Origin of the sequence: Pseudomonas sp. JR33AA (assembly GCF_021378985.1) — a bacterium.
Lineage (GTDB): Bacteria > Pseudomonadota > Gammaproteobacteria > Pseudomonadales > Pseudomonadaceae > Aquipseudomonas > Aquipseudomonas alloputida.
Genome location: NZ_JAJSAW010000008.1, coordinates 61068 through 82084 on the forward strand (window position 1 = coordinate 61068; position 21017 = coordinate 82084).

A 21017-nucleotide genomic window follows, 5' to 3' on the forward strand; every position below is an offset into this window, starting at 1 on the left:
ACAAGGAGGCACCATGCGTATCGCTCTGTTCCAGGGCGCACCCAAGCCGCTGGACGTGCCCGGCAACCTGCAACGGCTGCGCCACCAGGCGCAGCTGGCAGCCGAACGCGGCGCACAATTGCTGGTGTGCCCGGAGATGTTCCTGACCGGCTACAACATCGGCCTGGCCCAGGTCGAGCGCCTGGCCGAGGCCGCCGATGGCCCGGCAGCCATGACCGTGGTAGAGATCGCCCAGGCGCACCGCATCGCCATTGTCTATGGCTACCCGGAGCGCGGCGACGACGGGGCAATCTACAACAGCGTGCAGCTGATTGATGCGCATGGCCGCAGCCTGAGCAATTACCGCAAGACGCACCTGTTCGGTGAACTGGACCGCTCGATGTTCAGCCCGGGTGCGGACCACTTCCCGGTGGTGGAACTGGAAGGCTGGAAGGTTGGCCTGCTGATCTGCTACGACATCGAGTTCCCGGAGAACGCCCGACGCCTGACGCTGGATGGCGCCGAGCTGATCCTGGTGCCGACGGCGAACATGACGCCCTACGACTTTACCTGCCAGGTGACCGTGAGAGCGCGCGCCCAGGAAAACCAGTGCTACCTGGTATATGCCAACTACTGCGGCGCGGAAGACCAGATCGAGTATTGCGGGCAGAGCAGCATCATCGGCCCGGATGGCAGCTTGCTGGCCATGGCCGGGCGGGATGAGTGCCAGTTGCTGGCAGAGCTAGAGCATGAGCGGGTGGTGCAGGGGCGCCTGGCGTTTCCCTACCTGACCGATTTGCGCCAGGAGCTGCATCTGCGTAAAGGCTGACAGGGCCGCTGTGCGGCCCATTCGCGGGCACGCCCGCTCCCACGGGGTCTGCGCTGCCATTCATACCGGCGCCATACCCGCGAAAAGGCCGGGCCTGCAAGCAAATCGGTTAGCATGGAAGGCAGCCACCGGAGCCCCCATGCCTGACGCCATCCGCCAACTCACCCTCGCCAACGGCTTGCAACTGACCCTGCGCCACGCCCCGCGCCTCAAGCGCTCGGCCGCCGCGCTGCGGGTGCACGCAGGCAGCCACGACGCGCCGGCCAAGTGGCCCGGTCTGGCGCACTTCCTCGAACACCTGTTCTTCCTCGGTACCCCGCGCTTCCCGCTGGAAGACGGCCTGATGCGCTACGTGCAAGCCCTGGGCGGCCAGGTCAACGCCAGCACCCGCGAACGCGCCACCGACTTTTTCTTCGAGGTGCCACCCAACACGCTCGGCGGTGGTCTGGAGCGCCTGTGCCAAATGCTGGCAGAACCGGATCTCGGCATCGAACGCCAACGCCGTGAACGCGAAGTGATCCACGCCGAGTTCATCGCCTGGTCGCGCAATCCATCGGCCCAACAGCAGTTCGCCTTGCTGCAGTCAGTGTCAGCCAAGCATCCACTGGGCGCTTTTCATGCTGGCAATCGATACACCCTGGCCTTGCACGATGCGGCCTTCCAGCAAGCGCTTGCGGGGTTTCATCAGCGCTTCTACCAAGGCGGCCAGATCTGCTTGAGCCTTTGTGGTCCACAGCCGCTGCATGAACTTGAGGGCCTTGCCCGGCAGCATGCCGAAATGTTCGTCGCAAGGGAGCGCGTGCCGCAAATGCTTCCGCCGCCACTGCCAGCAGTCGCGAGCGCTTTGACCTTCACTCACCAAAACCTCCCCAGCGGTGCCGAGCATGCCCTGGAACTGCTGATCGCTTACCTGGAGGACAGCCGCCCAGGAACCTGGCTGGGGGCGCTTCGCGAACGTGGCTGGCTACAGCGTTTCACGGCCGAAAAGCTGTATGCGTTCGCCGGTCAGCTACTGTGGCACCTTGACCTGAAGCTCAGTGCCGACGCTTGCCCGGACGAAGCCAGTGCCCTGCTGCAAGGCTGGTTCAAGTTCATCCGCCAGGCCGACCGCGAACAGTTGAACCACCAATTCGGCTTGCTGCAGCACAGCCGTGCGCACAGTGCCAGCGCGCTCGAGCTGGCCCGCCGGGACAACACAGGCCAGCCGTTCGCCAAGCTGGATGCCCAAGGGCTGCAGGCGCTTGACGCCCTGCTGGAAAGCCTGCCAGGTAGCGACCATGGCAATTGGCAGCGCTTGCCAGTCGACCCATTGCTGAGGGTTGACCTGCCCCATGCCAAGGCGCAGCCGCTGCCGGCAGCGCTGAAGATCAGTGACCAGCTCCCGCCCGCGCGCCAATACGCTGCGCTGTACCTGCGCTGGCATGTACCTTCGCCTTTGCGCCAGCCGCTACAGCGTGTGCTGGAACAGGCCCTGGCGCCACTGCAGGAACGCTGTGAGCGCGCCGGCGTGCAACTGCAGTACAGCAGCGCCGGCGAATACTGGCAGTTGCGCTGCGCCGGCCTGCCAGCAGCAGTGCTGCGGGCAGTGGAACAAGCCTTGGCATTGATGCTCAAGCCACCTGCCAGTTGCTGGCTACCCTGCACCGCGCAGTCCCCGGCCCAGATCCCGATCAGGGCCCTGCTCACGCAACTGCCAGACGCGGTACGGGGTAGCCAGCCCACAGTGGTGCCTGCCTGTACGCTGACCCAGCAGCAACTCGACAGCCTGTGGCTGCACACTAAGTGGCATGGCATGGCTGCAGGCTTCGAGGATACCGCGCTAAACGCCTTGGGCACCGCGCTGCTGCAGTGCCCTGGGCAAGGCTCGCGGCCCGGCCCCCTGCCATCATGGGCAAACCACCGCTGGCAGCATGCCCAAGTGCCAGGCAGCGAACATGCCCTGCTGCTGTTCTGCCCGATGCCTGCGGCCAAAGAAGCCACAGGCCGCCTGTTAGCCCAATTGCTTCAAGGGCCGGTTTACCAGCGCCTGCGGGTAGACTTGCAACTCGGCTACGCGGTGTTCAGCGCCTTTCGTCAGATCGAGGGGGTCGGTGGGCTGCTGTTCGGCGTGCAGTCGCCCCACACCGGTCAGGTACAGGTACTCGACCACCTGCTCAGCCTGCTGCGCCATGGCGTCACCCTTGACCCGGCCGCTCGCCAGGCACTGGCTGGGCAATTCGAGGAGCCCGCCATGGCCAATGCCGATGTCGCCGAATGGGCGTGGCAGACACACTTGGGCACACAAGCCGATAGGCTGGATGGGCTGCGCAGGTCTATCCTGATGACGCGGCAGACGGATCTGGACCACCTGCTGAGCCACCTGCTCGCCCCAGGTTCCGCTTGGCTATGTTTGGCCAACGCTGCCGCGCCAGACATTTCCTGGCGGGGTGAAAATCGATGATTATTACGCGAACTGCAACGGCGCTTCTCGAATAATTAACCTTCCGGTTCAAATTTTTCTTGTAAGATAGCGCAATCCCGGTTTCAGGGAACTGCCAACCCATGGCGGTACCCAAGTAGTAGCTGAACAACCCAACCCTCATTCGGAAGGAGTAATTCCATGTGGACCAAACCTGCATACACTGACCTGCGTATCGGCTTCGAAGTCACCATGTACTTCGCTAACCGCTAAGCCAGGCTCAGGGTTTCGCGCCTCGGCCTGCCGGGGCGTTTTCGTTTTTCCGATCCGGTTTCTGCATAGAGAGTGGCCATGTACATCCAGGTTCTCGGCTCCGCCGCCGGTGGCGGGTTCCCGCAGTGGAACTGCAACTGCGTCAACTGCAAGGGCTACCGTGATGGCACCCTGCAAGCCACGGCGCGCACCCAGTCATCCATCGCCCTGTCCGACGACGGTGTGCACTGGATACTGTGCAATGCCTCGCCCGACATCCGCGCCCAACTGCAGGCGTTTGCGCCGATGCAGCCGGCCCGGGCACTGCGCGACACCGGTATCAACGCCATCGTCCTGCTGGACAGCCAGATCGACCACACCACCGGCCTGCTCAGCCTGCGCGAAGGCTGCCCGCATCAGGTGTGGTGCACGGACATGGTCCACCAGGACCTGACCACCGGTTTCCCGCTGTTCAACATGCTTAGCCACTGGAACGGTGGCCTGCAGTGGAACCGTATCGAGCTGCAAGGCAGCTTCGTGATCGACGCCTGCCCCAACCTCACGTTCACCCCGTTCCCCCTGCGCAGCGCCGCGCCGCCTTATTCGCCACACCGCTTCGACCCGCACCCGGGTGACAACCTTGGCCTGCTGGTCGAGGACACCCGCACCGGCGGCAAGCTGTTCTACGCCCCGGGCCTGGGCCAGGTCGATGACAATCTGCTGGCGATGATGCGCGGCGCCGACTGCCTGCTGGTCGATGGCACCCTGTGGGAAGACGATGAAATGCAGCGCCGCGGTGTCGGTACCCGCACCGGCCGCGAGATGGGCCACCTGGCGCAGAACGGCCCGGGCGGCATGCTCGAAGTGCTGGACGGCTTCCCTCGCCAGCGCAAAGTGCTCATACACATCAACAACACCAACCCGATTCTGGATGAAAACTCCCCCGAGCGCGCCGAAGTCCTGCGCCGCGGCGTGGAAGTTGCCTTCGATGGCATGAGCATCGAGTTGTAAGGAGGCCCGATGAGCGACGCACTGCCAATGTCCCCTGCCGAATTCGAGCAGGCTCTGCGCGCCAAGGGCGCCTACTATCACATCCATCACCCGTACCACGTGGCGATGTATCAAGGCCGCGCCACCCGCGAGCAGATCCAGGGCTGGGTGGCCAACCGCTTCTATTATCAGGTCAATATCCCGATGAAAGATGCCGCGATTCTGGCCAACTGCCCGGACCGCGAAGTGCGCCGCGAGTGGATCCAGCGCCTGCTCGACCACGATGGTGCTCCCGGCGAGGATGGCGGCATCGAAGCCTGGCTGCGCCTGGGCCAGGCTGTCGGGCTGGACCCGGACCAATTGCGCTCGCAAGAACTGGTATTGCCTGGCGTGCGCTTTGCCGTCGACGCCTATGTCAACTTTGCCCGCCGCGCCAGCTGGCAGGAAGCCGCCAGCAGCTCGCTGACCGAGCTGTTCGCCCCGCAAATCCACCAGTCACGCCTGGACAGCTGGCCGCAGCACTACCCATGGATCGACCCCGCCGGCTACGAGTATTTCCGTACCCGCCTGGGCCAGGCTCGACGCGATGTGGAACACGGCCTGGCCATTACCCTGCAGCACTACACCACCCGCACGGGCCAGGAGCGTATGCTGGAGATCCTGCAGTTCAAGCTGGATATCCTCTGGAGCATGCTCGATGCCATGAGCATGGCCTACGAACTGAACCGCCCACCCTATCACTCCGTCACCCAGGAACGGGTGTGGCACAAGGGAATCACCCTATGAGTTTCGACCGTAACCAGGTACCGAACTGGCGCCCCGGCTACCGGTTCCAGTACGAGCCGGCGCAAAAGGGCCATGTGTTGCTGTACCCCGAAGGCATGATCAAGCTCAACGACAGCGCGAGCCTGATCGGTGGCCTGATCGACGGCCAGCGTGACGTGGCAGCGATCATCAGCGAACTCGAACAGCAATTCCCCGGTGTCCCGGAAGTGGCGGACGACATCGAGCAGTTCATGGAGGTGGCCCGTGCCGAACACTGGATCGTCCTCGCCTGAGTTGCCGCCCACACCCGAGGTCGGCCTGCCGCTGTGGCTGCTGGCCGAGCTCACCTACCGCTGCCCGCTGCAGTGCCCTTACTGCTCCAACCCGCTGGATTTCGCCGCCCAGGGCCAGGAACTGAGCACCGAACAGTGGTTCAAGGTGATGGCTGAAGCGCGGGAAATGGGGGCCGCACAAATCGGCTTTTCCGGCGGTGAACCGCTGGTACGCCAGGACCTTGCGCAACTGATCGCAGAGGCCCGTCGCCTGGGTTACTACACCAACCTGATCACCTCGGGTATCGGCCTGACCGAGGCGCGCATCGCCGACTTCAAGAAGGCCGGCCTGGACCATATCCAGATCAGTTTCCAGGCCAGCGACGAGCAGGTGAACAATCTGCTGGCCGGCTCGAAAAAGGCGTTTGCACAGAAGCTGGAAATGGCCCGCGCGGTGAAAGCCCACGGCTACCCGATGGTGCTCAACTTCGTCACCCATCGGCACAACATCGACAGGATCGACCGCATCATCGAGTTGTGCATTGCCCTTGAGGCCGACTTTGTCGAGCTCGCCACGTGCCAGTTCTATGGCTGGGCACACCTCAACCGCCTCGGGCTGCTGCCAACCCGCGCGCAGCTCGAGCGGGCCGAACGTATCACCAACGAATACCGGGACAAGCTCAAGGCCGAGGGCAACCCGTGCAAGCTTATCTTCGTTACCCCGGACTACTACGAAGAGCGTCCCAAGGCCTGCATGAACGGCTGGGGCAACCTGTTCCTCACCATTACCCCGGACGGTACCGCATTGCCCTGCCACGGCGCCCGCCAGCTGCCCGTGCAGTTTCCGAATGTACGCGATCACGACTTGCACCATATCTGGTATGAATCGTTCGGTTTCAACCGCTTCCGTGGCTATGAATGGATGCGCGAACCTTGCCGCTCCTGCGACGAGAAAGAAAAGGACTTCGGCGGCTGTCGCTGCCAGGCCTTCATGCTGACCGGCGATGCCAGCAACGCAGACCCGGTGTGCGCCAAGTCGGCCGAGCACGGCATCATCCTCAAGGCCCGCGAAGAGGCAGAAACCGCCCAGCTCGCGATCGAACAGATGACCTTCCGCAATGATCGAAACTCCCGTGTCATCGCCCGCGGCTGAGTTCAGCGCGGCCCAGGCGGTCGCCGCCGGCACCGACTTCGCCGAACTCAAGGTCAGTGCCGACGGGGTGTTCTGGAACGAATTCCGCCCGGCCGATGGAGCGTGCCGTATCTGGCACTGGCTGCACTACCAGGCCCGCTGCCTGACCCCGGACGGCTTCAGCGTACGCAGCCGGGTCTATGAGTACGGCGGCAGCAGCTTCTGCCTGGGTGGCGACGGGCTGGTGTTCGTCAACGAAAAGGACCAGCAGGTCTACACCCAGCCGCTGGACGATCTGGTACCACGTGCACTGACCCAGGATGTCAGCTGCCGCTACGGCGATGTGCAGTGGCACGACGGCCAGGTGCTGGCCGTCGAAGAGCGCCATGCCGAGCAGGTAGAGCACCGCCTGGTCGCTCTGGGTGACAGCAGCCGCCAGGTGCTCGCCGAGGGCGCCGGCTTCTACGCCTCGCCTGCTGTCAGTGCCGATGGCCAGCGCCTGGCGTGGATCGAATGGGAACGCCCGGCGCAGCCCTGGACCGTCACCCGGCTGATGTATCGCGCGCGCGATGCCAGCGGCCACTGGGGGCCGGCGCAATGTGTAGCCGCCGCAGAAGAATCGCTGCAACAACCACGCTTCGATGCCGAAGGTCGGCTCTACTGCCTGTCTGACCGCAATGGCTTCTGGCAACCCTGGGGTGAGGTCGATGGCCAATGGCAGGCGTTGCCTGCCGCACCGGCGGACCATGCTGCTGCGCCTTGGCAATTGGGCGCCTGTACCTGGTTGGCACTGGGCCCGCAAAGCTACCTGGCCAGCTGGTTCGAAGACGGCTTCGGGCAATTGGGGCTGCGCGGTGAAGATGGCCGTATGGAGCGTTTCGCCAGTGCCTACACACGCTTTCGCAGCCTGGCCATGGACAGCGAACACCTGTATGCCATTGCCGCGTCGCCCATCAGCCCACCGGCAGTCATTGCCATTGACCGCAGCAACCATGAAGTACGCGTGCTGGCCGGTGGTGCCGAAATGCTGCCGGCAGAGCAAATCAGCCTGCCGCAACCAATCCACTACAGCAGTGACGGCGAGCAGGCCCATGGTTTCTTCTACCCGCCAGCGCAGCCGCAAGGCGCCGCACCGCTGGTGGTGTTCATCCACGGCGGGCCAACCTCAGCCTGCTATCCCGTGCTCGACCCGCGTATCCAGTATTGGACCCAGCGCGGCTTTGCCGTGGCCGACCTCAACTACCGGGGCAGCACCGGCTATGGTCGGGATTACCGCCAGGCACTGCACCAGCGCTGGGGCGAGAGCGATGTGGCCGATGCCTGCGCGGTGGTCGAATACCTGGCAGCTCAGGGCGTGGTCGACAAACGCAAGGCGTTCATCCGCGGCGGCAGCGCCGGGGGTTACACCACCTTGTGCGCATTGGCGTTCCAAGACGTGTTTCGCGCCGGCGCCAGCCTGTACGGGGTCAGCGACCCGATAGCCCTGGGCCGTGCTACCCACAAGTTCGAGGGCGACTATCTGGACTGGCTGATCGGCGACCCGCAGCGGGACGCTGAACGCTATCGCCAGCGCACGCCGCTGCTGCATGCGGAGCGCATCAAGGTGCCGGTGATTTTCTTCCAGGGTGAGCTGGATGCGGTGGTGGTGCCGGATCAGACACGCGCCATGTTGGCGGCGCTACAGGCCAACGGGATCGACGCTGAAGGGCATTTTTATGCGCAGGAGCGGCATGGGTTCCGCAAGGCGGAGAACCTGGCGCATGCCTTGGAAGAAGAGTGGAAATTCTATTGCCGGGTATTGGCGCAATAGTTCCAGGCGCCCCGAGCAGGAGCGACCTTGCGCTGCTCCTGCAGGGGCCAATCTCTGCCTGTATCAACGCTTGGCGATGATATACACCGCATGCACGATCCCCGGAATGTACCCCAGCAAGGTCAGCAGAATATTCAGCCAGAACGCCCCACCAAACCCGACCTGCAGGAACACCCCCAGCGGCGGCAGGATGATGGCGATGATGATGCGAATAAAGTCCATGCGAGTCTCTCCTGAAGGGTTACATCAAAGACTAGCTGCCCGCCGTAGAGGTTCCACAGGCAAAAAAAACGCCCCGGGCCGAATGAAACAGGCCAGGGGCGATGCGCAGGAACGCCAGACGGTTCGTTGAATTCTTTGCCAGGCCGCTACGCCGGCACTTCACGACGGGCCTGCTGCCGGGCATGCAGGCGGGCGAAAGCGCGTGCCAGGCGCAGCAGCATTTCGTCGATGTTGCCTTTGCTCACAGTCAGCGCCGGTGAAAAGCGCACGACATCCGCTTGCGGCGCATTGAGCAGCAGGCCTTCTTGCAGGGCCGCGGCCACCAGCTCGCGGGCCAGGTTTTCTTTCAGTTGCAGGGCCCAGAGCAGCCCCTGACCACGCACTTCACCCTGACCATAGCGCCCGGTCAGGCGGCTCAGGCCTTCACGCAGGTGACGACCGTTGTCCTGAACCTGGGCCAGAAAGCCAGGTTCCAGCACGCTGTCCAGCACCGCCAGGCCGGCGGCGCACATCAGCGCGTTGCCGTGATGGCTGCCTTCCAGCTCACCCGGCTCGGCGCAGCATGCCTTGCCCCTCGCCAACAAGGCGGCCAGCGGCACGCCGCCCCCCAGGCCCTTGCCCAAGGTAATGATGTCGGCGCGCACGCCATAGAGCTCCTCGGCCAGCAGCGCACCACAGCGACCAATACCGGTCTGCACCTCATCAAGGATCAGCAGGATGCCCAGCTCGCGGCAGAGCGTTTCCACGCCCTTGAGGTATTCCTGAGTAGCGGGAATAACACCCGCCTCGCCCTGTATCGGCTCGAGCATGATTGCCACGGTGCGTGAATCCACCTCGGCGTGCAGCGCCGCGAGGTCATTGAACGGCACCTTGCTGAAACCCGGCAGGCCAGGTTCGCAGCGATTGCACGGCAACGGGTCGGACGCGGACAGCGCGCCGAGGCTACGGCCATGGCAGGCTTGGCTGGCGGTAATGATGTGATAGGCGCCATTGCGGTGCAGTTGGCCCCACTTACGCGCTAGCTTGATCGCCCCTTCACAGGCCTCGGCACCGCTGTTGAGCAGGTAGGCCTGGTCACTGCCGGTACTCTGACACAGCCGGTTGACCAGCCCCAGCAGGCCACGGTTGTGGAAGCCCGAGCCCGGGTTGATCAACGCCTGAGCCTGGTTGCCCAACGCTTTGACCAGCACGCTGGGGCTGTGGCCCAAGCTGTTGACCGCACCGCCCTGAGTGAAGTCCAGGTAGGCATGCCCTTCGTTGTCCCACAACCACGAGCCCTGGCCACGCACGAATACCTGCGCTGCACGTTCGGCGCCGGGCATCAGGCGCTCAGGCGACAGCTCAGACGCGTGCGGCACGATCACCGGCGCACGCTTGGGCTCGGCGGCGGCGGCAGGAGCCGGACGGCGCAGGTTGAACAGGTTCATCAGGGCTCCAACCAATCACGGTAAAGGGCAGCCACGGGGCGGTCTTGGTGCCGCCACTCGATATTTTGCCTTGCCTATCAAAAGTGTTTTTCATCCGGGGTAACAATCGACCGAATCATCGCTGTAACCCTTTGTAATACGGCGATAGACTAGGCTTCAGCAGGGTTTTCGACCATTTCGTTTTTCCAGCATTTTCGATAAGTGTTGCTTATGGATTTCCGCCAACTGCGTTATTTCGTCGCGGTGTACGAAGAAGGCCACGTAGGCCGTGCCGCTGAACGCCTGTCGCTGTCACAGCCGGCGCTTTCCCAGCAGATTCGCCAATTGGAGCACAGCCTCGACCTGAGCCTGTTCGAGCGCAGCAACAAACGCTTGCTGCCGACCCTGGCCGCCCACACCTTGTACAACCATGCCCTGCCGTTGCTGGACGGCCTGCAGCGAGCCCACGAGGCTATGCGCAACTTCAAGGGCCAGTCGCTGCGCACCTTGGCTATCGGTGTATTGCAGACCGTGCGGCCAAGTCTGATACCGCAGCTGCTGGAACGGCTGCGCAAGGCTCAACCTCATCTGGTCGTGCAGATTTACGAGTTGTCGGGGCTGGAGATCGAACGGCGCCTGCTCAATGGCAACCTGGACATCGGCATCAGCTACTTGCCGCCGCGCCAGCCAGGGCTGCATGGCCTGCTGTTGTACGAAGATGAGCTGCAACTGGTCATACCCGATACCCACCCGCTGAAGGACTTCAAGAAGGTGTCCATCCGTCAGGCCGCCGAGTTGCCCATGCTGATGCTGGGCGAGGAGTTCCAGATCCGCCAGATCTGGCAGGCGCAGCTGGCCAGCCAGGGCCGACGGCCGCAGGTGCAGGCCGAGATGAACAATATGGCAGGCATTCTCGATAGCCTCGCGCACACAGCGCTGGCTACCATTCTGCCGGGGCGCGCCAAGGAGGCCGCCGAAGATGATCAGGGGCTGCTGTGGAAGCCGTTGAGCGAACCGCGCGTGCCGTTGAAGGTTGGCCTGGTATTTCGCGATGCCCAGCGCCAGCAGGCCTCTGTAGAGCTGCTGCGCACATTGCTTGAGGAAGAGACGGACGCCCGCCTGTTGGGGGCATCACCGCTGGATGTGCTGGCCTAAAACACGCGCACAAAGAAAACCCCGCCGAAGCGGGGTTTTCCAGACTGTTTCCCTGTGACATCCGTATCGCCCCGCCATCCTGGCAGGTGGTCCTTCGTCGTCGTCCTTGATCTGTCCTTTGCGCTTCCTGCGCAACGTCCATGTGGTAAAGATTAACCGTGGATCCAATCTTGGAACAGTGGTGAAAAGTCACCACGTCGTGTAGGAAAAAGCTTACACAGGCGATTCATTCACAGACATCCCATGGCTGGGGCCGCTTCGGATACCTATGGCAGCGGCCTTGCGTCGCGATTGGGCTGCGCAGCGGCCCCAAAAAAACGATCAGAACTGCTCGGCCTCCAGCAGGTAGAGCGATTCACTTCCCGCCTTCACCGAAGCCACCAACGAATCCACCCGTGGCAGCAACCGCGCAAAGTAGAACCGCGCCGTACCCAGCTTGCCCGAATAGAACGGCGCATCCCCTTCGCCCGCCTGCGCTGCCCGCGCCATCAGTGCCCACATGTAGCCATAGGCAACATAGCCAAAGGCATGCAGGTACTCGACCGAAGCCGCGCCAATTTCATTCGGGTTGCCCTTGGCCTGCTGCAATACCCACTCGGTCAACCCGTCGAGCTGATCGAGCGAAGCACCCAGTGGCTTGGTGAATTCGTCCAGTTCGCTGCCTGCACCGGTAATGAACTGGCGAATCTCGTCAGAGAACAGCCTGTAGTATGCCCCGCCGCTGGCAACCACTTTACGCCCCATCAGGTCGAGGGCCTGGATGCCATTGGTACCCTCGTAGATCTGGGTAATGCGCACATCGCGCACCAACTGCTCCTGCCCCCACTCACGAATGTAACCATGCCCGCCGAATACCTGCTGGCCGTGCACTGTGCACTCGAGGCCCAGGTCGGTGAGAAAGGCCTTCGCCACCGGCGTCAGCAGTGCCACCAGCTCTTCGCTGCGTTTGCGCACGCTGGCGTCTTCGCTGTACTTGGCACTGTCCAGCTGCATGGCCACGTAAGTAGAGAAGGCGCGGCCACCTTCGACCAGCGCCTTCATGGTCAACAGCATGCGACGCACGTCCGGGTGGACGATGATCGGGTCGGCAGCCCTGTCCTTGGCTTGTGGGCCGGTCGGGGCACGGCTTTGCAGGCGATCGCGGGCGTACTCCACGGCGTTCTGGTACGAGCGCTCGGCCGAGGCCAGGCCTTGAATGCCGACGCCCAGGCGCTCGTAGTTCATCATGGTGAACATGGCCGCCAGGCCCTTGTTCGGCTCGCCGACGATATAGCCGACTGCTTCGTCGAAGTTCATCACACAGGTAGCCGAGGCCTGGATGCCCATTTTGTGCTCGATCGAGCCGCAGGTGGCCGGGTTCCGCGCGCCGAGGCTACCGTCTTCATTGACCAGGAATTTGGGCACCAGGAACAGCGAAATACCTTTCGGCCCCGCCGGTGCATCCGGCAACTTGGCCAGCACCAGATGGATGATGTTTTCGGTCAGGTCGTGTTCGCCACCGGTGATGAAGATCTTGGTGCCGCTGACCTTGTAGCTGCCGTCAGCCTGGGGCTCGGCCTTGGTGCGGATAATGCCCAGGTCAGTACCGGCATGCGGCTCGGTCAGGCACATGGAGCCGGCCCAAACGCCGGCATACATGTTTGGAAGGTATTTTTCCTTCAAAGCCTCGCTGGCGTGGGCGTTGATAGACAGACAGGCGCCGGCGGTCAGCATCGGGTACAGGCCGAAGGCCAGGCTGGACGCGTTGACCATTTCCTCGACCTGGGCCGAGATGGCCTTGGGCATGCCCATACCGCCGAACAGCGGGTCGCCGCCCACGCCCACCCAGCCGCCTTCGGCGTAGGTGTTGTAGGCCTCGATAAAACCGGCTGGGGTGCGTACCGCGCCGTTGTCCCAGTGGCAGCCCTCTTCGTCAGCGGCGCGGCTGAGCGGCGCAATGGTCTTGGCAGTGACCTTGCCGGCTTCTTCCAGCACGGCCATGGCCGTGTCGGCATCGACAACCTCGGCCAGCCCGGGCAACTGCGTCCACTGCTCGGCCACGTTGAAAACTTCATTCAGTACGAAGCGCATGTCGCGCAGGGGCGCTATATAGTCAGCCATGACAACCTCTCGCTAGTCGGGTCGGGGCGGTCTCTGGGAACCGCGACACTGGGGTTACTGGCAGTGTAACCGAACAACTTTTGCGAGACATAGGGTCATCAATCGACCATATAGTCGCACCTGGTCACGCCGTGCGTACTGCCCCTCGCAGTAATTGTCGCCCATGCACCATGACACAATTGCGCCCCGCGCCTTTGGCACTGTAAAGCGCCTGGTCGGCGGATTTCAGCACAGCCTCGGGGTTGCGATGATCGGCCTGGCGCTCGGCCACGCCGATACTGATGGTGACCGAGACCGTGCCGCCGGCGCTGCCAGCCCGGCGCTGGCGCCCGGCGGTATCGTCCTGCGGACGGTTGTGCTGATCGCGCAGGTGCATCACATAATTGGCGATCACTTCACGCACGGCTTCCACATGCGGCACGCATTCTTCGGCGGTCTTGCCGGCGAACACCAGGGCGAACTCTTCCCCGCCATAACGGTAGGCGCGGCCACCGCCGGTGACCTTGGACAAGCGGCTGGCGACCAACCGCAGCACCTGGTCCCCGACATCGTGCCCGTGGGTGTCGTTGAATTTCTTGAAGTGGTCGACATCGGTCATGGCGATCACATAGTTACGCCCCAGGCGCTGCATGCGCTCGTTCAGCGCACGGCGCCCCGGCAGGCCTGTCAGCTCGTCACGGAACGCCATCTGATAAGCCTCGTGCGCCACTGCTGCGGCGATCATCAGCATTACCTGGCTGCACATGATATTCAGGGTAAACGGCAGGATGAAGGTTTGCGGCAGCATCCAGAAAATGCCCAGCAGGCCGATCAACTGCGCGGCGTGCAGCGGCCGGGGTGCACGCAGGTACTGCACCACCAGCAGAATGAACACCCCAAGGAACAGTGGGTAGACCATCTGGATCAGGCTCATCCAGTGGCCATGCAAAGCCGGCCAGCGGATCTCCGCCAACCAGGTCAGCAACGCCTCGGGGTAGCTTTGCTGAAGGGCCACCGCCACACTGCCCACGGCAAACAGCACGGCACCGCGGGCGACCAGGTCCTGCAGCAGGTGCGTACGCTCCTGCCAGGCGCCATACAGCCCGAACAGCGCCGGCAGCAACAGGCAGACCAGGTGGAAGATCACCGCGGCGTCCTCACGCACGCGGCCATGGTCACGGTAAAAATCGGTCTGGGTATCGAGCAGGAAGTAGGCGATGTACACCGTCAGCATCAGGAACAGCTCACGCTGGCGACGGTAAACCGCGCAGTAGGCGCCGCCCAGCAGTAGAACCAAGGTAGGAAGGACATTGAACAGCGATGTGAAAAAGACGCTGAGGTCTCTCACATAGGCTGCGGCGAGCCCTGCCAGCAACAAGAACAGCGACGGCAGGAAGTGGCTTGCCCGAACAGCGTTAAAACGAAACAAGGGTAATCTCCAACCCGGCAGATCAATAATGGCATTGTGCCCTCACTTCATCGGCAGTGCACTGGAACAGTTGAATTTGCGGTTGGATGAACGCACTTCTCACGCACCGTGTCGCATCCTTCGCGGGTGAACCCGCTCCTACAGCGGCCTGTGTCCAACCCCTGATGTGTGGCCATCACCGATCAGTGTGGTAGGAGCGGGTTTACCCGCGAATGCGGTGGCAGCGGCAACACTGAACGGCGGGTGGAGATTGGCCAGCAGGCCCGGCCCTTTCGCGGGTGAACCCGCTCCTACGACGGACCACGCTGAACCTGAAGACGTAAAAAAAACCCGCCTGCCGGTCAGGGCAGGCGGGTTTTGGGTACATCGCCAGTATCAGTACGACAGGCCGAAGTGCTCTTCGTCCATCGCCATCAGGTTGTTGGCGCCCGACAGCATGGTCGCCACATGGGTACGGGTACGTGGCAGGATGCGCTGGAAGTAGAAGCGGGCAGTCTGCAGCTTGGCGGTGTAGAACGCCTCCTCGCTGGTACCGGCTGCCAGTTTCTCGGCGGCCAGGCGGGCGATGTCGGCCCAGAAGTAAGCCAGGCAGGCATAGCCGGAGTACATCAGGTAATCGACCGAAGCCGCACCCACTTCTTCACGGTCCTTCATGGCAGCCATGCCCACTTTCATGGTCAGTTCGCCCCACTCCTTGTTGATGGCCGCCAACGGTTCGACGAACTCCTTGACCGCTGGGTTACCTTCCTGCGCCTGGCAGAACTTGTGCACGATCTTGGTGAAGCCCTTCAGTGCTTCGCCTTGAGTCATCAGCACTTTACGACCAAGCAGGTCGAGGGCCTGAATACCGGTAGTGCCTTCGTACAGCATGGAGATACGGCTGTCGCGCACGTTCTGCTCCATGCCCCATTCGGCGATGAAGCCATGGCCACCGTAGATCTGTACGCCGTGGTTGGCGGCTTCGAAACCGACTTCGGTCATGAATGCCTTGGCGATCGGGGTCAGGAACGCCAGCAGGGCGTCAGCCTTCTTGCGCTCTTCTTCGTCCTGGCTGTACTTGACGATGTCCACCTGCTTGGCAGTGAAGTACACCATCGCGCGGTTGCCTTCGGCGAAGGCCTTCATGGTCAGCAGCATGCGCCGCACGTCCGGGTGGACGATGATCGGGTCAGCGGCCTTGTCCGGTGCTTTCGGGCCGGTCAGGGAACGCATCTGCAAGCGCTCACGGGCGTACTTCAGGCCACCCTGGAACGCCACCTCGGCGTGGGCCAGGCCTTGCAGCGCGGTACCCAGGCGAGCAGTGTTCATGAAGGTGAACATGCAGTTCAGGCCTTTGTTGGCTGGGCCGATCAGGTAGCCGGTTGCCGCATCGAAGTTCATGACGCAGGTGGCGTTACCGTGGATGCCCATCTTGTGTTCGATCGAGCCGCAGCTCACGCCGTTGCGCTCGCCCACACCGCCTTCGGCGTTGGGCAGGAACTTCGGCACGATGAACAGCGAAATGCCCTTGGTGCCGGCCGGTGCGTCCGGCAGGCGGGCCAGGACGATATGGACGATGTTGTCGGCCATGTCGTGCTCACCGGCCGAAATGAAGATCTTGGTGCCCGACACTTTGTAGCTGCCGTCGGCCTGTGGCTCGGCCTTGGTGCGCAGCATGCCCAGGTCGGTGCCGCAGTGCGGTTCGGTCAGGCACATGGTGCCGGTCCACTCACCGGACACCAGCTTGGTCAGGTAGGTGTGCTGTTGCTCGGCAGTGCCGTGCGCAGAAATAGTGTTCATCGCGCCATGCGACAGGCCGGGGTACATACCCCACGACCAGTTTGAGCCACCGACCATTTCGCTCAGCGCCAGGCCCAGCGACTCTGGCAGGCCTTGGCCGCCATGTTCGACGTCATGTGCCAGGCTCGGCCAGCCGCCTTCGACGAACTGCTGGTAGGCCTCCTTGAAGCCGGTTGGGGTTTTCACCCCCGATTCGCTCCAGGTGCAGCCTTCCTGGTCACCCACGCGGTTCAGCGGCGACAACACCTGCTCACAGAACTTCGCGCCTTCTTCAAGGATCGCGTCGACCATGTCGGGCGTGGCGTCCTGGCAGCCCGGCAGGCTCTGATAGTGCGCCTCATAGCCAAGCAGCTCGTCGCGAACGAAGCGGATATCACGCAAGGGGGCTTTGTAGTCAGGCATTGCGATGAACCTCTAGGTGAGTTCTGTGGGGTGACCCGCGCTTGGCGGAAGCCGATCAAACAGTTGTTTGAAACTTACGTTTAGCTTAGCTTTCTGTCAAGGAGGGACCATGGTGCCATTTACGCCACGAAAAATGGCAAATCGGTCACGCCATGGCACAACCCCTTGTAGGAGCGGGCTTGCCCGCGAAGAGGCCCGACCAGACAAAATTGTTGTCTAAGCGGACGCATTCGCGGGCAAGCCCGCTCCTACAAAGGAACGCGCCAAGTTTGGGAGGGGGCGCCGTATCAGGCGTAGGTGTCGATGATCCGGCCGAGCATTTCGTCGGATGCCTTGGCAACCTTTGCGCCGAGCTCGACTTCGGTCTTGCCCACCGCCTGTTGCACGACACTGGTGGCCATGTCCATCTGCTGGCTGCGGTCGACCGCGCGCAGGCGCTCGGCCTGAAAATCGCTGGACTGGCTGGTGGCGGTACGTTCGGCAGTGGTGTTGGCGATCTGGCTGGCGGCCTGATCGACGCGGCTCTGGCCGGTCTGGATTGCGCTCAGGCCCGCGTAGTAGGCGGAGCTACCGGTGATTTCCATGTCAGGACTCCATTGACGCTGGATGACGAACAGCCCCAATTAAAGCAGGCTGGGCGCGAAAAGGCCCGTTTAAATCAATAATGGCTCAATGCCAGTTGATAGGCCTTGGGTATTTCTGCACTGGCCTGCAACACACTAATCCAGCAAATCCAGCTGCAGATGCTCAGCCACCATGTCGGCACTGGCCTGCTTGAGCTTGGGCACCCGCCCCAGGCAAGGCGCCGGCAAGCGCTCTGCAAGGCTGGCCAGGTTCTCTTCCAGGCGCGAGGTGCGCGGCTCGATGATGTTTGCCACCCAACCCGCCAACTGCAGCCCATCACGCTCGATCGCCTCGGCGCTGAGCAAGGCATGGCTGATGCAACCCAACCGCACGCCTACCACCAGAATCACCGGCAACCGCAAGGCAACGGCAAGGTCGGACAGGTTCTCCAGGCCCGACAGCGGTACGCGCCAGCCACCGGCCCCCTCTATCAGGGTGAAGTCGGCATTTTGTTGCAGCACATTGCGCATCGCCGCGAGCAGTTCTGGCACAGCCAGCGTCACCCCGGCCTCGCGCGCCGCCACATGCGGGGCAATGGCAGGCTCGAAGGCAAACGGATTGACCTGCTCATAGGGCAGCTTGACCGTGCTTTCGTCGATCAGCGCCAGGGCATCGCTATTGCGCAAGCCTTTCGGTGTCATCGTGCAGCCCGAGGCGACCGGCTTGGCACCCAGCGTGCTCATGCCCTGCAAACGCGCCGCATGCAAGAGGCCGGCGGCGATGGTGGTCTTGCCGACATCGGTATCGGTACCGGCAATGAAAAAGGCCTGGCTCATCGTGTTCCCCTTACGCCTGTGGCTTGCGCAACACACCATAGACCACTTGATAGGTGGCTGGCAGCCCCGCAGGCTGGCGAAATGCCTCATAGGCCTGCAACAGGCCCTGCATTCGCGCCCGGCCGGTGAGGCCGGAAGGTCGCCCGGGGTTCAGATTGTGTGCCCCCAACGCCTTCAGTTCGTGGGTCAGGCTGCGCACATCCGGGTAGTGCAGCACATGCGGGCACCGCTGCAGCTCAAGCTGTTCAAAACCGCTGGCTGCGCACAGGCGCTGATAGTCCTCAAAACGGCGGAAGCGGTTTACATGCACCAGGCCATCCACCGCCTGCCAACTGGCGCGCAGTTCGTCGAGGGTGCCCACGCACAGGCTGCTGAACGCCAATACACCGCCTGGGCGCAGCACCCGCTGCGCCTCGGCCAGCACACTGGCGAACTGATCGCACCACTGCACCGCCAGGCTGGAAAACACCAGGTCGACGCTGCCATCGCACAGCGGCAAACGCTCGGCGTCGCCAACCACGTGATACTGCGCCCCACCCTTTACATGACGGGCATGAAGCAACATGCCTTCGGCAATATCCACCGCCACGCCGCTGGCCTGGGCGAAACGCTCAGCCAGCATGCGGCTGAAATGGCCGGTGCCACTGCCCAGGTCCAGCCAGTGTGACGGCTGAAGGCCTGCCGGCAGTTGCTCCAGCAGGCTCTGGCCTACAGCGCGCTGAAGGGCCGCCACGCTGTCGTAACTGGCCGCGGCGCGGGAGAACGAGGCCGCGACCTGGCGCTTGTCGGGCAATGTGCCGGGCAGGGTCGGACGGGAAAGGTCAGTCATCGCCACTCTCATGCAGAAAACTCTTGATGCCCGCTGCCAGCTCCTGCGGGTACTCCAGCAGGAACGCGTGGGAACTGTCTTCGACCAGGCCCACTTCCACATCGGGCAACAGCTCGCTCAACGCCTTTGCCGCCTCTGCCGGCACTAGCGCATCGCTGCCGGCGAACAGGTGCAGTTGCGGGCCACCATAGGCCTGCAAGGCTTCGCGGGTGTCCAGCTTGGCCAGCACTTCAAGGCTAGTGGCCAGGTACAACGGGTCGGTATCCGGCACGCCGACACCCAGTTGGCGCAACAGGGTGCGCGGCTGCAAGGCGCCGTCACTGCACAAGGTACGGAAACGCTTGAGGGTGACCTGGGTATGGTTGCGGCAGCCGTCGAGGAAGGTGCCGAAGGTGTCTTCGGCCATGCCATGGGGCCAATCTGGCCGGGCCAGGAAGCTGGGGTTGCTGGCCAAGGTCAGTAGCCCGCAGCAGTGGTCGCCACGCTGGTGCGCCAGCGCGCTGGCCAACATGCCACCCAGTGACCAGCCACCCAGCCAGACATTGCTGGGCAGCTTGCGGTCCAGGTGGTCGATCCAGGCCTGCACATCGCTGTGGGCCAGTTCTGGCAGGGGCATCAGCTCTACCTGCAGGCGGGCATCCTGGGCACGCAGGCTGGCGGCCAGCGGCTCCAGCGCAGCAGTTCCTAAGCCCCAGCCGGGCAATAGGACAAGTCGATTACGCATCGGCGTTCTCCAACTGTGGATAACACTCGGCCAATGCATTCAACAATAGCTGCACCTGCGCCTCGCTGTGCGCTGCGCTCAAGGTTACCCGCAGGCGTGCGCTGCCAGCCGGCACGGTGGGTGGACGGATGGCCGTCACCAGCAAGCCGCGCTCACGCAGCAGGCGTGACAGGCGCAACGCCTGCGCACTGTCGCCGATCACGATGGGCTGGATCGGCGTGGGGCTGTCCATCAACTGCAGCCCTATCTGCTGCGCGCCTTCTCGGAACTTGCGAATCAGGGCTGCCAGGTGCTCACGACGCCAGGTTTCGCGGCGCAGCAGCTCCAGGCTCTTGAGTGTGGCGCAGGCCAGCGCCGGTGGCTGGCTGGTGGTGTAGATGTAGGGGCGAGCGAACTGCACCAGCGCCTCGATCAGCGCATCGCTGCCGGCAACAAAGGCACCTGCAGTGCCGCAAGCCTTGCCCAGCGTGCCGATCAGCACCGGTACGTCATCCACGCCCAGGCCAAAGTGCTCGACGATGCCGCCGCCTTGAGCGCCCAGGGTGCCCAGACCATGGGCGTCGTCGACCATCAGCCAGGCACCGCGGGCACGAGCGACATCGGCCAGCGCCGGCAGGTCGGCCAGGTCACCGTCCATGCTGAACACGCCATCGGTCACCACCAGGGTATTGCCGACCGCCTTGTCCAGGCGGCTGGCCAGGCTGGCCGGGTCGTTATGCAGGTAGCGGTTGAAGCGGGCGCCACTGAGCAGCCCGCCATCCAGCAGCGAAGCATGGTTGAGGCGGTCTTGCAGCACCGTGTCGCCCTGCCCCACCAGCGCGGTGATGGCGCCCAGATTGGCCATATAACCGGTGGAGAACAACAGTGCGCGCGGGCGGCCGGTAAGTTCAGCCAGTGCCTCTTCAACCTGATGGTGCGGTGCGCTGTGGCCAACCACCAGGTGCGAGGCACCACCCCCCACCCCCCAGCGCTCGGCGCCGGCCTGCCAGGCGGCGATTACCTCAGGGTGGTTGGCCAGGCCCAGGTAGTCGTTGCTGCAGAAGGCCAGCAACCGCTGGCCGTCGACCACGACTTCCGGCCCTTGCGGGCTTTCCAGCAATGGCCGCTGCCGATACAGGTCTGCGGCGCGCCGTTCGGCCAGGCGCGCAGCCAGGTCGAAAGCCAT

19 protein-coding genes are annotated in these 21017 nt (G+C 63.3%); 9 read left to right on the plus strand and 10 right to left on the minus strand.

Annotated elements, in window-relative coordinates:
* The first annotated feature begins 13 nt into the window (after positions 1–13).
* The 8 genes from LVS58_RS14835 to LVS58_RS14870 all read left to right on the plus strand — a co-directional run bounded on the left by LVS58_RS14835 (position 14) and on the right by LVS58_RS14870 (position 8427).
* Entirely contained in the window at positions 14–808 is a 795-nt protein-coding gene (locus LVS58_RS14835) for a carbon-nitrogen hydrolase family protein (protein ID WP_233691708.1), read from the plus strand.
* A 139-nt stretch (positions 809–947) separates the two neighbouring features.
* Positions 948–3248: a pyrroloquinoline quinone biosynthesis protein PqqF gene (gene pqqF, locus LVS58_RS14840; RefSeq protein ID WP_233691709.1), complete on the plus strand. Its 2301-nt coding sequence runs from the start codon at positions 948–950 to the stop codon at positions 3246–3248.
* A 159-nt stretch (positions 3249–3407) separates the two neighbouring features.
* Positions 3408–3479: a pyrroloquinoline quinone precursor peptide PqqA gene (gene pqqA / locus LVS58_RS14845; protein ID WP_003243383.1), complete on the plus strand. Its 72-nt coding sequence runs from the start codon at positions 3408–3410 to the stop codon at positions 3477–3479.
* 78 nt (positions 3480–3557) lie between these two features.
* Positions 3558–4469: a pyrroloquinoline quinone biosynthesis protein PqqB gene (gene pqqB, locus LVS58_RS14850; RefSeq protein ID WP_233691710.1), complete on the plus strand. Its 912-nt coding sequence runs from the start codon at positions 3558–3560 to the stop codon at positions 4467–4469.
* A gap of 9 nt (positions 4470–4478) precedes the next feature.
* Positions 4479–5234 (plus strand): pyrroloquinoline-quinone synthase PqqC, encoded by a 756-nt coding sequence (pqqC, locus tag LVS58_RS14855; RefSeq protein ID WP_108078213.1) that lies wholly within the window; start codon positions 4479–4481, stop codon positions 5232–5234.
* Positions 5231–5506 (plus strand): pyrroloquinoline quinone biosynthesis peptide chaperone PqqD, encoded by a 276-nt coding sequence (pqqD, locus tag LVS58_RS14860; protein WP_010951728.1) that lies wholly within the window; start codon positions 5231–5233, stop codon positions 5504–5506. The genes pqqC and pqqD overlap by 4 nt, the downstream gene beginning before the upstream one ends.
* Entirely contained in the window at positions 5478–6638 is a 1161-nt protein-coding gene (gene pqqE / locus LVS58_RS14865) for a pyrroloquinoline quinone biosynthesis protein PqqE (RefSeq protein WP_442796465.1), read from the plus strand. Before pqqD ends, pqqE begins: the two co-directional genes overlap by 29 nt.
* The gene (locus LVS58_RS14870) at positions 6604–8427 is read left to right on the plus strand and encodes a S9 family peptidase (protein WP_233691711.1); all 1824 of its coding nucleotides are present in this window, start codon (positions 6604–6606) and stop codon (positions 8425–8427) included. The genes pqqE and LVS58_RS14870 overlap by 35 nt, the downstream gene beginning before the upstream one ends.
* Before the next feature lie 63 nt (positions 8428–8490).
* On the opposite strand, the gene LVS58_RS14875 is transcribed toward LVS58_RS14870, so the two are convergent.
* Together LVS58_RS14875 and LVS58_RS14880 are read right to left on the minus strand one after the other, a co-directional pair.
* Positions 8491–8649, minus strand: coding sequence for a YqaE/Pmp3 family membrane protein (locus tag LVS58_RS14875; RefSeq protein WP_009681539.1), 159 nt, complete (start codon positions 8647–8649; stop codon positions 8491–8493).
* A 146-nt stretch (positions 8650–8795) separates the two neighbouring features.
* Positions 8796–10076, minus strand: a complete 1281-nt coding sequence (locus LVS58_RS14880; RefSeq protein WP_233691712.1) for an aspartate aminotransferase family protein — start codon at positions 10074–10076, stop codon at positions 8796–8798.
* A gap of 210 nt (positions 10077–10286) precedes the next feature.
* Here LVS58_RS14880 and LVS58_RS14885 point away from each other — a divergent pair, with 210 nt between their 5' ends.
* Positions 10287–11210 (plus strand): LysR family transcriptional regulator, encoded by a 924-nt coding sequence (locus tag LVS58_RS14885; protein WP_003255599.1) that lies wholly within the window; start codon positions 10287–10289, stop codon positions 11208–11210.
* Positions 11211–11531: 321 nt separating this feature from the next.
* On the opposite strand, the gene LVS58_RS14890 is transcribed toward LVS58_RS14885, so the two are convergent.
* From LVS58_RS14890 to bioF, 8 genes are all read right to left on the minus strand, one after another.
* On the minus strand, positions 11532–13310 hold the full coding sequence (locus LVS58_RS14890; protein ID WP_233691713.1) for an acyl-CoA dehydrogenase C-terminal domain-containing protein: 1779 nt from the start codon (positions 13308–13310) through the stop codon (positions 11532–11534).
* A 124-nt stretch (positions 13311–13434) separates the two neighbouring features.
* Positions 13435–14718, minus strand: coding sequence for a GGDEF domain-containing protein (locus LVS58_RS14895; protein ID WP_233691714.1), 1284 nt, complete (start codon positions 14716–14718; stop codon positions 13435–13437).
* Positions 14719–15093: 375 nt separating this feature from the next.
* Complete coding sequence (locus LVS58_RS14900; protein ID WP_233691715.1) at positions 15094–16899, minus strand: phenylacyl-CoA dehydrogenase; 1806 nt, start codon at positions 16897–16899, stop codon at positions 15094–15096.
* A gap of 287 nt (positions 16900–17186) precedes the next feature.
* Complete coding sequence (locus LVS58_RS14905) at positions 17187–17483, minus strand: pyrroloquinoline quinone biosynthesis protein PqqE (RefSeq protein WP_233691716.1); 297 nt, start codon at positions 17481–17483, stop codon at positions 17187–17189.
* Positions 17484–17618: 135 nt separating this feature from the next.
* The gene (gene bioD, locus LVS58_RS14910) at positions 17619–18299 is read right to left on the minus strand and encodes a dethiobiotin synthase (protein WP_003255605.1); all 681 of its coding nucleotides are present in this window, start codon (positions 18297–18299) and stop codon (positions 17619–17621) included.
* A gap of 10 nt (positions 18300–18309) precedes the next feature.
* Positions 18310–19128, minus strand: coding sequence for a malonyl-ACP O-methyltransferase BioC (gene bioC / locus LVS58_RS14915; protein WP_233691717.1), 819 nt, complete (start codon positions 19126–19128; stop codon positions 18310–18312).
* The gene (locus tag LVS58_RS14920) at positions 19121–19852 is read right to left on the minus strand and encodes an alpha/beta fold hydrolase (protein ID WP_233691718.1); all 732 of its coding nucleotides are present in this window, start codon (positions 19850–19852) and stop codon (positions 19121–19123) included. The genes bioC and LVS58_RS14920 overlap by 8 nt, the downstream gene beginning before the upstream one ends.
* The gene (bioF, locus tag LVS58_RS14925) at positions 19845–21017 is read right to left on the minus strand and encodes an 8-amino-7-oxononanoate synthase (protein ID WP_233691719.1); all 1173 of its coding nucleotides are present in this window, start codon (positions 21015–21017) and stop codon (positions 19845–19847) included. The genes LVS58_RS14920 and bioF overlap by 8 nt, the downstream gene beginning before the upstream one ends.